This window comes from Bacillus sp. FSL K6-1033 (assembly GCF_038630765.1).
In the GTDB taxonomy this organism is placed as follows: domain Bacteria; phylum Bacillota; class Bacilli; order Bacillales; family Bacillaceae; genus Bacillus; species Bacillus altitudinis.
Genome location: NZ_CP152041.1, coordinates 1,911,095 through 1,924,381 on the forward strand (window position 1 = coordinate 1,911,095; position 13,287 = coordinate 1,924,381).

14 protein-coding genes and 1 other RNA gene are annotated in these 13,287 nt (G+C 40.4%); 3 read left to right on the plus strand and 12 right to left on the minus strand.

The genetic code is table 11. From position 1 onward, the window contains the following. Positions 1-11 precede the first annotated feature (11 nt). Complete coding sequence (locus MHH31_RS09590) at positions 12-674, plus strand: lysozyme family protein (RefSeq protein ID WP_017359484.1); 663 nt, start codon at positions 12-14, stop codon at positions 672-674. A 34-nt stretch (positions 675-708) separates the two neighbouring features. Here MHH31_RS09590 and prpB read toward each other — a convergent pair whose 3' ends face one another. From prpB to MHH31_RS09610, 4 genes are all read right to left on the minus strand, one after another. Beyond that, positions 709-1,626 carry a methylisocitrate lyase gene (prpB, locus tag MHH31_RS09595; protein ID WP_058336748.1) on the minus strand — a complete coding sequence of 306 codons (918 nt, stop codon included), beginning with the start codon at positions 1,624-1,626 and terminating at the stop codon, positions 709-711. Between the two features lie 12 nt (positions 1,627-1,638). Beyond that, entirely contained in the window at positions 1,639-3,075 is a 1,437-nt protein-coding gene (locus tag MHH31_RS09600; RefSeq protein ID WP_024718585.1) for a bifunctional 2-methylcitrate dehydratase/aconitate hydratase, read from the minus strand. Between the two features lie 2 nt (positions 3,076-3,077). Beyond that, entirely contained in the window at positions 3,078-4,220 is a 1,143-nt protein-coding gene (gene mmgD, locus MHH31_RS09605; RefSeq protein WP_058336747.1) for a citrate synthase, read from the minus strand. 167 nt (positions 4,221-4,387) lie between these two features. Further along, positions 4,388-4,927 (minus strand): DUF420 domain-containing protein, encoded by a 540-nt coding sequence (locus MHH31_RS09610; protein ID WP_008346516.1) that lies wholly within the window; start codon positions 4,925-4,927, stop codon positions 4,388-4,390. Between the two features lie 204 nt (positions 4,928-5,131). Between MHH31_RS09610 and MHH31_RS09615 the strand changes: the two genes are divergently transcribed. Continuing rightward, positions 5,132-5,638, plus strand: a complete 507-nt coding sequence (locus MHH31_RS09615; protein ID WP_082627019.1) for a GNAT family N-acetyltransferase — start codon at positions 5,132-5,134, stop codon at positions 5,636-5,638. 152 nt (positions 5,639-5,790) lie between these two features. On the opposite strand, the gene MHH31_RS09620 is transcribed toward MHH31_RS09615, so the two are convergent. The 8 genes from MHH31_RS09620 to MHH31_RS09655 all read right to left on the minus strand — a co-directional run bounded on the left by MHH31_RS09620 (position 5,791) and on the right by MHH31_RS09655 (position 11,508). Continuing rightward, the gene (locus MHH31_RS09620) at positions 5,791-6,582 is read right to left on the minus strand and encodes a 3D domain-containing protein (RefSeq protein ID WP_007500712.1); all 792 of its coding nucleotides are present in this window, start codon (positions 6,580-6,582) and stop codon (positions 5,791-5,793) included. Between the two features lie 256 nt (positions 6,583-6,838). Next, positions 6,839-8,620, minus strand: coding sequence for a DNA helicase RecQ (gene recQ / locus MHH31_RS09625; RefSeq protein ID WP_024718583.1), 1,782 nt, complete (start codon positions 8,618-8,620; stop codon positions 6,839-6,841). A 135-nt stretch (positions 8,621-8,755) separates the two neighbouring features. Then, positions 8,756-8,941: non-coding RNA, 6S RNA (gene ssrS, locus MHH31_RS09630), on the minus strand. Between the two features lie 133 nt (positions 8,942-9,074). Next, on the minus strand, positions 9,075-9,575 hold the full coding sequence (locus MHH31_RS09635; RefSeq protein WP_058336746.1) for a TraR/DksA C4-type zinc finger protein: 501 nt from the start codon (positions 9,573-9,575) through the stop codon (positions 9,075-9,077). Positions 9,576-9,664: 89 nt separating this feature from the next. Next, positions 9,665-10,312: an SDR family oxidoreductase gene (locus MHH31_RS09640; RefSeq protein ID WP_058336745.1), complete on the minus strand. Its 648-nt coding sequence runs from the start codon at positions 10,310-10,312 to the stop codon at positions 9,665-9,667. Between the two features lie 177 nt (positions 10,313-10,489). Next, positions 10,490-10,831 (minus strand): PH domain-containing protein, encoded by a 342-nt coding sequence (locus MHH31_RS09645; RefSeq protein ID WP_008346505.1) that lies wholly within the window; start codon positions 10,829-10,831, stop codon positions 10,490-10,492. Positions 10,832-11,108: 277 nt separating this feature from the next. Continuing rightward, positions 11,109-11,246, minus strand: coding sequence for a YozQ family protein (locus MHH31_RS09650; RefSeq protein ID WP_072368424.1), 138 nt, complete (start codon positions 11,244-11,246; stop codon positions 11,109-11,111). A 49-nt stretch (positions 11,247-11,295) separates the two neighbouring features. Continuing rightward, positions 11,296-11,508 (minus strand): DUF6501 family protein, encoded by a 213-nt coding sequence (locus MHH31_RS09655; RefSeq protein WP_017367443.1) that lies wholly within the window; start codon positions 11,506-11,508, stop codon positions 11,296-11,298. Positions 11,509-11,717: 209 nt separating this feature from the next. Between MHH31_RS09655 and MHH31_RS09660 the strand changes: the two genes are divergently transcribed. Further along, positions 11,718-13,202 carry an aldehyde dehydrogenase family protein gene (locus MHH31_RS09660; RefSeq protein WP_019743300.1) on the plus strand — a complete coding sequence of 495 codons (1,485 nt, stop codon included), beginning with the start codon at positions 11,718-11,720 and terminating at the stop codon, positions 13,200-13,202. The last annotated feature ends 85 nt before the right edge of the window (positions 13,203-13,287 follow it).

Consider the following 13,287-nt stretch of genomic DNA (forward strand, 5'->3'; position numbering starts at 1 on the left):
GTGAACTGACCTTGAAAAAGAAAAAAACAGGATGTTTTGCCATTTCAGGCTGTTTCACGATTTTTCTGTTTGTTTGCGTATTAGCGGCCATTGTCATTTCCTTTAATCAAAAGGAGTTAAAAAAGCTGCCGATTGATACGGAATCAATTGTTTTGTCGAGACTGGATGATTACAAACCGCTTGTAGAAACAGAGTTAAGAGATCAAGATTTAGATCAATATACCGCGTTAATTCTCGGTATGATGTATCAAGAATCAAAAGGCAGAGGCGGAGATCCAATGCAGTCCTCTGAATCTCTTGGTTTGAAACGAAATGAAATCAATGACCCTCAGAAAAGCATTAAACAAGGAGTCCATCATTTTTCGACCATGTACAAGCATGGGAAGAAAAAAGGCGTTGATTTGGAAACCATTATTCAAAGCTATAACATGGGAATCGGCTATATTGATTTTGTTGCAAAAAACGGGGGAAAACATTCCGAAAAATTGGCAAAGCAATACTCCAAAAAGCAAGTGAAGCGAAACCCTGAAGTCTATACATGCGGGGGCGACAAAGATAACTTCCGCTATCCGTATTGCTACGGTGATTTCACTTATGCTGAAAAAGTAAAAGAAAAAACGAAAACAGTTGAAGAAAAGATGAAATTGGCTTCATCATCCACACCATCATCGTAAAAAAAGCACTTCCGTTTAGGAAGTGCTTTTCATTTTATGAATGCTCTTTCCCGATTTCCGGCAGGATCGTTTTGGCTAAATGCTGATCCATTTCTTCATATTCATCATAATGAATCGTTTCATATAGCTCCTTTCTCGTTTGCATGTCCTCCAGCATCCCCTGCTGCGTCCCCTTTTCCTTAATCTCTGTAAATAAACGCTCATACGCTTTTGCAGCAACTCTCAGGGATGACACTGGATAAATCACCATTTGAAAGCCAAACATAGAAAATTCGTCTGTATGATAATAAGGTGTTTTTCCAAACTCCGTCATGTTTGCAAGGAGCGGCCCTTTTATATTGTTTGAAGCATACGTGAAATCTTCTGCTGTAATCAGCGCCTCAGGAAAAATGGCATCTGCTCCTGCTTCTAGATAGAGATTCGCCCGGTGAATGACATCCTCCATCCCGTTTACTGACTTCGCATCCGTTCTTGCGATGACGAGAAGTGTAGGTGCCGCTTGTTTGATCGCTTTGATTTTCGCCATCATGTCTTCTACAGAAACGAGTGATTTTCCGTTTAAATGTCCGCATTTCTTCGGCATTTGCTGATCTTCAATTTGAACAGCCGCTACCTTGCTCTCCACCATTTCTTTTGCTGCCCTGGCTGCATTTAATACACCGCCATAGCCAGTATCCATATCAACTAAAAGAGGCAACTGAGAAGCTCGAATGATTTCCTTTGCCTTTTCTGCCATTTCAGTGGAATGAATCATACCGAGGTCAGGAAGCCCTTTGCTTGCGCAAAAAGCGGCACCCGATAAATAAAGCCCTTGAAATCCCATTTTCCTCGCATAGAGCGCAGACATTCCATCATGAACGCCTGGAATTTGAAATAAAGCGGATTTGTGCATTTGCTCTTTAAAAGCTGCGGCTAAGTCAGCTTGATTTACTTCATCATTCACGATCCACACACTAGCTCCCCCTTATATGACAAATAAATCCATAAATGCTGGTACTGTCGTTGTTTTTAACTGATTTGGATTTTGACAAAGTGAAACAATTTGATCGACTTGTTTTTGTGGAAATCTCGTTTTCAAATGATACACCCATTTCTTTTCAAGCAGCGGGATCCCTTCCTGCCTTCTTCTGCGATGACCAAGCGGATATTCAATTTCAATTCGATCTGTCATCGTTCCGTCTTTAAAGAAGATTTGAACACAGTTTGCAATTGATCTCTTTTTCGGATCTAAATAGTCTTCTGTATACCGTTTATCTTCTTTGACGATCATTTGATCACGCAAACGGTCTATGAGCGGATTCTGCGCCGTCTCTTCTTCATAATGATCAGCAGTCAGCTCACCATAGATTAACCCAATGGCCGTAATATACTGCAAGCAATGGTCACGGTCTGCCGGGTTGTAAAGCGGTCCTTTTTTATCAATAATTCGAATGGCTGATTCATGTGTCGTAATCTCAATTCTGTCAATCTCATCTAAACGGTCTTTTACCGCATCATGTAGAATGACAGCGGCCTCAGCGGCAGTTTGCGCATGAAATTCTGCTGGATAGGCAATTTTAAAAAGTACATTTTCGATCACATATGACCCGAGCGGCTGGGCAAGTGTGAGTGGTTTTCCTTTCATTAACACATCTTCAAATCCCCACTTTTCTGCACTGAGGGGCGTCTGATAGCCCATTTCTCCTTTCAATGTCATCATCGCTAGTCTCACCGCACGGCTTGTGGCATCCCCTGCTGCCCACGATTTCCTTGATCCTGTGTTCGGGGCATGCCGGTACGTTCTAAGTGGTGAATTATCCACAAATGCTTGTGATAACACATGCTGCACATCTTCTTTCGTTCCGCCAAGCATTGCACAAACGACTGCACTTGATGCCACCTTGACAAAAAGAACATGATCCAAGCCATTTCGATTCAAACAATTTTCTAAAGCAAGCACACCTTGTATTTCATGTGCCTTTACAATCGCATGCAGTACGTCATTCATCGAAAGCGGTTCTTCTCCGTTTGCAAGCCTCGTTCTGCTGATATAATCGCTTACAGCCAATATCCCGCCCAGGTTATCTGAGGGATGGCCCCACTCCTGTGCAAGCCACGTGTCATTATAATCTAACCAGCGGATCATACATCCTATATTAAAAGCCGCTTGAACAGGATCTAATACAAATGAAGTGCCGGGCACTCTTGCTCCGTTAGGCACAACAGTTCCAGGTACGATTGGTCCAAGATGCTTCGTGCATTCTGGAAAGTTGAGCGCCAGCATACCGCAGCCGAGTGTATCCATGAGTACATACCGAGCTGTTTCAATGGCCTCTTTGCTCGTAATTTCTCCATCCACGGCATAGGCTGCGATATCTTCTAATAGTTGATCTGTTTGATTGGCTACTGCTGTTTTATTCATATTCATTCCCCCGTTTTTCCATCATCATTTGAGACTTTTAATCCTCTTGGTCCTAAATATCTTACTCTCGGTCTAAAAATCCGATTGTGTGAATGCTGCTCGATGACATGCGCTGCTAATCCGCTTGCTCTCGCAGCAAAGAAAATCGGTGTATAAAGTGAAATAGGAATGCCGAGCACGTAATAAATAGGTGCTGCGTAATAATCAAGGTTTGGATAGAGGTTTTTCTTTTCTTTCATGTATGCCTCGCCTGCGACGCACATGTCATAAAGCGTCGTATCTCCTTTTGATTCGGTAAGCGTTTTCAATGATCGTTTTAAAAGAGCCGCTCTTGGGTCCATTTTTCTCATATATACCCGGTGTCCAAAGCCCATCATTTTTTCTTTTGCGGCTAATTTACGTTCGATGAGCGCAAGGAAACCTTCTGTTGTTTTGCCTTCGAGCAGCATGTGCATGACTGCTTCGTTTGCGCCTCCGTGTAAGTCACCTTTTAATGAAGAAATCGCTCCAGTAAAAGCACCATACATGTCAGAATGAGTAGATGCAATGACTCTTGCTGCAAATGTTGAATTCGGCAGCTCATGCTCACTATAAAGCGTGAGCGTTTGGTCAAATGCTTGGATTTCGTCTTGTGCCGGAGTGCGGCCTGTTAACATCGCTAGAAAGTTTTCAGTGTAGGATTTGGTCTGGTCTGGAGTAGGTGTGGTGTCTTGTGTGAGAATATGATAGCTTCCCGCAACAATCGCTGGTAGCTGGCCAAGTAATCGAACGGCACGCGCTTGTTGGCATGCTTCTGATCGATCATTCAGTTGTTCATCGTACCCTGCAAGAGCAGATAAACACGTTCTCATGGCATCCATTGGGTGAGTGGTTTTTGGCAGTTTTGTCAAAATGCTTTGAATGGTTGGATGTAAGCTTGTTTGTGAGGAAATATCTTGCTGAAATTGGTGATATTCCATTGCATCTGGTAATCTTCCATAAATGAGCAGATAGGCTGTTTCTAAGTACGTCTTGTTTTGTGCCAGCTCGATGAGGTCATAACCGCGAATCACAATTTCTTCTTGCTGGACATCTAGGAACGAAATTGACGTTTCGCTTGCCACAATGTCTTCAAGCCCCGGTTTGTACTGCAATTGTTCAGTCATCATATAACCCCCGTTTCGTTCAATTGTGTTCTCCAAACGAGCAAACGGCCAGACATGATGTGATTCTATAGGTGGGAAGATACCGTGCAAGTCGGATACCCAATTCCCATTTTATCCAAAGCACTTCATCTTGTAAATAAAAGAACGTATGTCCAGATGGACATACGTTAGCTGTAGTATGGAGAAATCATAATATATACGATGACACCTGTTAGACTGACATAGAGCCAAAGGGGCATGGTCCATCTGGCAATTTTACGATGACGTTCGACTTGCATTTGTGCGCCTCTAAAGAGAGTGATCAGTGCAAGCGGTACAATGACGGCAGATAAGACGATATGTGTGATGAGAATAAAGAAGTAAATCGGACGAATGATTCCTTCTCCCCCGAAGTGTGTATCAGCTGCCATTGAATGATACGTCACATACGAAATTAAAAAGACAAGTGTTGTTGAAAAAGCCGCAAAGATAAATCGTCTATGGGCTTTAATGTTCTTTTGTTTAATCATAATGAGCGCTGAAAGTAAAAAGATAAACGTAAAGCTGTTCATCACGGCATTCAGTAACGGCAGAAATGTAATATCCAGATGACTAAATTTATCTGTTTTTGGCATGAAAAATAATAAAGCAATTAAGCCGTTTATGGCAATTGTTAAAAAGACAACAATGCCGGTGAAATTTTTCGGTTTTTGATTCTGTTCGTTCATGTTTGAAAACCTCTCTTTATTAGTTCCGACTAAGAGTATGTTATTTAACTTTCTCTCTAAAGTCAATGAATTCGCTGTCTTCGTCGAATTTTAGACAAACTTGCCGATTGCCTGCCTTCTAGCGGCTTGAAAGATCCACTCACTTCCTTTAGAATGGGAATTTGTGTGGTTTTTATCAACTCTTCTATGAAAGGAGCAATAGACTTGTCAATCTTACAGGAAACAACAAAAGATGTGAAGACATTAGAACAAGAATTACAGCAGTTGCAGTTCCAAATGTATCGAATGCAAGAAAATATAAAAGATATTTCAAAAAAAGCAAAGATTATTGGCATTGATCAAGCGAAGGAAGATGAATGGATGATCGTATCTGCAATTGAGAATGCAGATACGTGCAAAATCATGTTAAGCGATTGCGAAAAAGCTTTTCGTGGACAATCTGATTTTTCCTTGATCGTGGAATATCCTGAAGAAGGAAAGATTCACATTGCCGATATTAAAGGCCCGCCTGATAATGGCTATGGATCAATTTGTATGAAGCATTTAAAAGAAATCGCAAGAGAGCAAAACATTCCAGTCATTACTGGGGATCTCGTCAAAAGAGATTGGAACCATGTGGACCGCCTGATTCATTTTTATGAAAAACACCATTTTGATGTCCAAATTAATTGGAAAGAGCAAAGCGGAGAAATTTATTGGGTGGATAGCTAACGACACAAAAACCAGCGTTGAGATGGGCTTATACGCTGGTTTTTGTCGAAAATGCGAATTTTTCAGAAAAATATGTGTATTTCCGGCCAAAAAAAGGTATAATAAAAGCATCAGGCCGCCACCTGATGCTTTCTTCCAAAAACAATAGACTACTAGTTAAGTACTTTCACTTTGACTGATTTTACTCCCCAATTTTTAGCTTGGGATTTGCTTGGTACGTGTACATCAATTTTGTTACCTTTAATTGCGCCGCCAGTATCTGCTGCGATGGCTTCACCGTAGCCTTCAACATAAACCTTACTTCCTAATGGAATGACATTAGGATCTACTGCGATTACTTTTGCATTTGGGTTTTTGTTTAAGTTTACCCCTGTTGCAGTGATACCTGAGATGCCACCATCATTTGCTGTATAAGCCGTAGCCGTTACAGTCATTTCTTTTTGAACACTTTGACTAGCAGAAGATGATTCTGCTTTAGCTGTTTCCTTTTTAGGAGCAGCTTTTTTCGTTGTTTGCTCTTTTTGGACAGGTGCCTGTTTTTGAACAGGTTCTGAGCTTACCGGAGCTGAGCTTTGACCAGCAACACTTAATGTTGAACCAATCATAATTATATCTGAGTTTAAGTTATTCCAAGACTTAATATCGCTAATTGACACATTGAATTTTTGAGCGATTTTCCAGAGGCTGTCCCCCTTCTGGACTTTGTACTGCTCCTGAGTTTTCTCTTTTGAAGAGATTGTCAATTTATCTCCTACATAGATCATGTCTGTAGATAAATTGTTCCAACCCTTTAGGTCCTTTAGAGACACATCATTTTTTTGAGAGATTCCCCAAAGTGTATCACCTTTCTGTACAGTGATTTCCTTTGCAGAAGCTTGCTGTGCTCCTAATGCTGTTGTTGAGATTGCTGCAACAGCAACCAAGGACATAATAGTCTTCTTCATAAAGTAAATCCTCCCTTGTTAGCTTTTTATGGCGGCTAACGAGTGCTATCGTAACATATGTAAATGTCATTTCAATAACAAAACGATATGTTTTAGATTACAGTTCCTTTACATGAAACATCTCTCTCCATTGGTAAATCAGCCCACTAAATGGCTCAATTCCGCATCATATCAAGGTTTTGTAGGGATGGAAATCATCATGATGAAAACGCGTCCAAGTGAAACGAAAAAAATTTATTTTCCTTCTTCAAACTCTTTATTTTTTCTCTTTTTCTATAAATAAACGTATTTCTTCTAAAAAAACATCTCCATATTTCTCTCTTTTTTGTGCGCCGACACCTTTAATATTTAAAAGTTCTTCTTCTGTTTTAGGCTCTACTGCTGACATTTCCTTCAATGTTTGATCAGAAAAGACAACAAATGGCGGAACGCCCTGCTCTCTTGCCAACTTCATTCTGACCATTCTTAACTGCTCAAATAATGCATCATTTTCTTGAATAGCCTCTGCCTTTATCGCCTGCTTTTTATAGACGGTCTCCTGCCCCACTAGCACTTTCTTTCCTTTTTGTGTCACTTTTAGTGTTGGAAAAGCTCCTTCAGACATGTGTAAATACTCTTCTGTAATTAAAAACTCAATGAAATCACTGATATGTTGGGCTGAATGCTGTTTCATTAAAGCATAAGTAGGAAGCCGGTCGAAACCAAAATCAAGCACTTTTTTGTTTTTAGAGCCGGCTAATACTTGAGCAATCATCATTTTTCCGAATCGTTCGTTCATTCTAACGGTACACGACAAAACCATTTGTGCTTCTCTCGTGACGTCTTCACGCTCTCTCTCGTCTAGACAGTTGCTGCATTTTTGACAAGGGGCACTTGATGATTGGTCAAAGTAATCCATCACAAATTGCTGAAGGCACTGTTCCGTATGACAGTAGTCTACCATTTGTCTCAACTTGAGCAATTCATGCTGATACCGCAATTCATCTTCTGTTGATTGTTCAATGAGAAAGCGCTGCACGCGTACGCCTTGCGGTGAAAACAGTAAAATGCATTCACTTTCAAGCCCGTCTCTCCCGGCACGTCCTGCTTCTTGGTAGTAACTTTCAATATCTCTTGGAATTTGATGATGAATGACAAAACGTACATTAGACTTATTAATCCCCATACCAAATGCAGATGTAGCTACCATTACTTGAATATCATCATTTAAAAAAAGATTTTGCTGTTCTTCTCTGACTTCATCATCTAATCCTCCGTGATAAACACCCGCTTTGATCTTTTGCTTTTTTAGACGATGATAAATTTGATCTGCTTCTTTTCGTGTGGCTGTATAAATAATGCCTGACTCAAGACTGTTTTTCTTCATATATTGTGTGATGAATTGGTCGCTGTTTTGCCCTTTCACCACTTGAAAAGACAAATTTTCTCTAGCAAAACCAGTAAAGATTGTTTCTTCTTCGTCCATGCCAAGTTGCTCACATATATCCTGTTGGACCTTCTTTGTAGCAGTGGCTGTTAATGCTACAATAACAGGCCTTTTTGAAAGCTTGTTTACACATTCTTGTATAAAGCGATAGCTCGGTCTAAAATCATGTCCCCACTCAGATATACAGTGCGCTTCATCAATAGCCATTAAAGGAATCGTCAATCGATCAAGCAGCTGAAAAAAACGTTCATTTTGTAAGCGTTCAGGGGTGATATAAAGCAAATCATACTCCCCCTGTTCACATTTTTTCAGCCTTGTATTCATTTCACCTGCTGAAAGTGTACTATTTAAAAAGGACGATCGTATTCCCATCTCATTTAACGCATCAACCTGATCTTTCATTAAAGAAATTAGCGGAGATACAACGATTGTCGTTCCTTCCATCATAAGGGCAGGAATCTGGTAGCAAACCGATTTCCCTCCGCCTGTCGGCATAATGCAGACCGTATCCTTCCGTTTATTCACAATCGATTCAATGGCTTGTTTTTGTCCTTGTCTAAAAGCATCAAAGCCATAATATTGTTTAAGAAGTGCTTCTGCTTGTTGTAACATCCAATTCCCTCTCCGTCGTTTGTTTTGTCTATTTTAACATACATTTGTACATCCACATTCGGTCTGTTCAAAATCGTATTTTGGACAAAATAAAAAGCCATTTTCCAAAAATGGAAAATGGCTTGAATCATCCTAGGAAAAGCTGCGGATGCCGTAATCTAAGTAAGAAAGTTTTAAACCACCACTCCTCAAAGTGGGTGTTTGCAGAAACGTTCCTGTCTTCCTCTCGAAGGAGGCGTGACATTCCGGCTTCAATATAAAACTCCCTATTACAGCTTAAAGGTTAAAACTTAATTAACATTACGCGCATCGCAGCCTTTAAACTATACTACACGAAAGTTTATTAAATTTCAAGATATGTTTTTTCTAAAAAAATACTCATGTATACAAGATTTTTGTCCATGTAGACGTGGGAAAACATTATGGTGAGAAAACATAAATTCCTCTCATCATGTTATTTTTCCTCATCTACATCAACATCTTGCTCTTCTTCTAGCCTTTCATACGTATCTGAATGTAATTGATCCATTGTTTCACTATTTGTTAAATCACGCATTTGCTCAGAGAACGAACGGTCAAATTCATTTGGATCTTGATTGGTTTCTTCATTTTTCTTTGCATCAATTGAATAACGAGTATAGGGTACTGCTTTCAAACGTTCATATGGAATGTCTTTTCCTGTTTTTTCACAAATTCCATATGTTCCGTCTTCCATCCGCTTAAGCGCCGCATCAATTTCACCTTCGAGCTGATCGTCGACTTGATCCAGCGTCTGTTCGGTCATGCGATCTAAATAGATGCTTCCGTGATCTGCGATATGGTTTCCAACACCATTTGAAATCTCATTCGATTCGACCAGCATGGATTCTTCTTTCTTTTTTGATCCTTTCACATCTTCTTTTAATTGAATAAGTCTTTCATATAAATCAGCTTTTTGCTCTTTCGTTAAGCTCACGGTCAATCACTCCTTTCTCTTTACCTTCCCGCTCCATGCGAAATGAAAACATCAAAAAAGCCGCCGCCTTTGGCAGCAGCTTTCTTCATTTAAAGATTACGAAGTGCTTCTTCTACTGGTGTATCACCTTTGATTAAGTCAAAGGCTTTATTTTTAACATTGGATTCCGTTAAGCTTTCCACTAAGACAGTGGCTACATCTTCTCTTGAAATCTCAATGTCACGATAGTCTGGAATATGAGCCGCCGCTTCTATTTTCCCTGTCTTCTCCTCATGCAGCAGTGCTCCTGGCCGCACAATGGTGTAAGAAAGACCAGACTGTTTTAAATGTTCATCGGCTTTTCTTTTCGCTTCATAATAAATCTCCATACTGCCTTGTCCTTTTCCTTGATGAGGATCGTCGGCATTATAAGAACTCAGCATCACAAAATGCTGAATATTTTCTTTTTTGGCTGTATCAACGAGGCGTTTTGCCCCCTCTTGATCAACAGCGATGGTTTTATCTGCACCTGTTTTTGAGCCTGAACCAGCTGCAAAGATGACAGCTTCTGCTTGCTTCACAGCATCTGTCACATCCTTTTCAAGATCACCGATGACAGGCGCTGCACCAAGTTCTTTTAGTGCATCTGCTTGTTTTTCATCTCGAATGAGAGCAAGCGGCTCATGTCCTTTTTCTTTTAAATATCGAATGACAAGTCTCCCTGTATGTCCGTTTGCTCCAGCAACTAATACTTTCATTGTTCATTCTCCTTTCTGTATCTGTTTCATCTTTATCCTTTTTTGATGTGATTCAAACACACGAATAGAAAAAAGCCTTCCCCACTGTGATGGGAAAAGCTCAAGGGATATGCGATAGATAAAAATAAGAACAAAGAATGAGAAAAGTGCATGTGATCTATGTAATCGCATCGTTGATCAGCAAAGATGTTTTGTTAAAATGGCCTGCACGTCACTCAAATCTGTATCTTTAGAAAAATCGAGTTCAAATACTTTTGAGCTTGTAACAAGCAGCATACCAGTGTCCTGATCAAACACGCCAGCTTCTTGAATGGCAAAACTTTCAATTGATCGATACGGCAAGGAGACCCTGACTTTCTTTTTAGAAAATACGCGGTTATCGCCAAAGATCAGTCGTTTATTGGTAAAACAAATTTGGTCGTGACGCAGTCTGTAAACAGCCTCAATTCTTTCTCCTTCAATTAATAAGGATTCGAATTTTTTATGATCATTTTGTTTACTGACAGAAAAAATACCCACGTAAACCCCCTCTTCCTGCATCAAATTCCTTTATGACAAAACGGCCACACGGCTCTGTGGGTACGTTTTATTCTCACTTATAGAATACGCTATAAATCGTCGTTATTCCATTACGAATAGATTAAATTTCATTTAACTTTTTCTTTTTGATCCGATGCTCTTTCCTCTACTTATTTAGACTGTTAAAGCAGGAAAAAAGTTTCAGTTTTTTTCAAGAAATCATTCGTTATGAGACCATAAAAAAACAGTGATTATGTAAAATCACTGTTTTAAATGACTATTCATCTTTCGGGGTATCAATCGTTCCTTCGGCATACACGTCAGAAATTTGCTCAAGTGTCATCGCCATATCAGCATCTTCATTGTCATGCCAAGCATTTTGATGTTTCTGCTCTTCTTGCTGCTGCTTTTTCATCATCATCACCCTTTACTGTTTTTCTTAGTATGAGTGATGACCATCAAAATCATTCAGCAGAATTGTCTTCGAAATACTCTTTGTAGTACCCGCCTACTTTACCCGTATTATCAACAACAAAGAGAAATTCCTCTGTTTCATTTTTCACATCATATGTGTGTCCAACCGTTAATGCCCGGTCAACCATATATTTTTTCGCATTTGTATGTACACATTTTACTTGTTTTACCGTTTCAGCCGTTTGCCAGTTTTGATGGATCATGATTTAAAAACTCCTTTTTTCATCTATACATTTATTGTAGCCAATTTTTCGTGAAATGCAATGAGTGTTATCGATTGCTTTCAAAGATGTCGTGTAATATGATAAATGTATACGTTTACATGCGTGTGCGTATACAAATGGCTTCATGTTCACTTTTTCCACCTAGAACTCGCAGAACAACCCATATCTTTAAGGAGGTTTGTTTATTTATGAGCTCTACAACACTTCAAATCAGTTCAAAACTCGAATCTTTTCTCCAAGGGACGAAAAAACTCTACATTAACGGTCAGTTTGTCACAAGTCATGATAACAAAACATTCTCTACGCCTAACCCTGCCACAGGAGAAACCCTTATTGATGTATATGAAGCAGGTGCAGCCGACATTGATGAGGCAGTAAAAGCTGCTAAAAAGGCGTTCCATGGACCTTGGCGTTCTATGTCTGCAGCCGAACGTGCCCGCTTGATGTTTAAGCTGGCAGATTTAATGGAAGAACACCAAGAAGAACTGGCTCAGCTTGAAACACTTGATAATGGAAAACCAATTAATGAAACAACCAATGCGGATATCCCTCTTGCCATTGAGCACATGCGCTATTATGCAGGGTGGACCACAAAAATGACTGGACAAACCCTTCCTGTCAGTCAGGGATATTTTAATTATACCCGCCATGAGCCTGTGGGCGTTGTGGGACAAATCATTCCTTGGAACTTCCCGCTGCTCATGGCCATGTGGAAAATGGGTGCTGCACTAGCAACAGGCTGCACCATCGTTTTAAAGCCAGCCGAACAAACGCCACTATCTGCTTTATATTTAGCTGAATTAGTGGATAAAGCCGGATTCCCAGAAGGCGTGATTAACATCGTTCCTGGATTCGGCGAAACAGCCGGTGAAGCATTAACCGATCACCCTGATGTCAATAAGCTGGCTTTCACTGGATCAACAAGTGTTGGGAAATTGATCATGGAGAAAGCAGCCAAATCCATCAAGCGTGTTACTTTAGAGCTTGGCGGAAAATCGCCGAATATTATTTTACCAGATGCCGATTTAAAGAAAGCCATTCCAGGTGCATTAAACGGCGTGATGTTTAACCAAGGCCAAGTGTGCTGTGCAGGATCAAGGGTCTTTGTGCACCGGAGCCAATATGATGAAGTCGTCGATCAAATGGCTAAATATGCGACATCATTAAAACAAGGAGCTGGTCTTCATCATGATACCCAGATTGGGCCTCTAGTGAGTAAAGAGCAGCATGAACGTGTGTTAGGTTATATTGAAAAAGGGAAGTCAGAAGGTGCAACAGCCGTAGTCGGTGGTGACTGCCCTTATGAAGCAGGCTATTTCGTCTCCCCTACTGTCTTTAAAGATGTAGAAGATGAAATGACAATCGCAAAAGAAGAGATCTTCGGTCCAGTTCTATCTGCGATTCCTTACGATTCCATTGATGAAGTGGTCGAACGGGCCAATCAATCTGACTATGGGTTAGCGGCAGGACTTTGGACAGAAAACTTAAAGCATGCTCACGATATCGCTGCACGCCTAGAAGCAGGAACCATTTGGGTCAACTGCTATAATGTCTTTGATGCCGCCTCCCCGTTTGGCGGATATAAACAGTCAGGCCTTGGCAGAGAAATGGGATCATATGCCCTTAACAACTATACAGAAGTCAAAAGCGTGTGGATTAATCTGCAAGACTAATCATTTAAGAAAGCCGATGACGATGTCATCGGCTTTTTTTGTGCTGGCATGTGACAGGCCGACTCCTGAATATAGTGATAAAGGA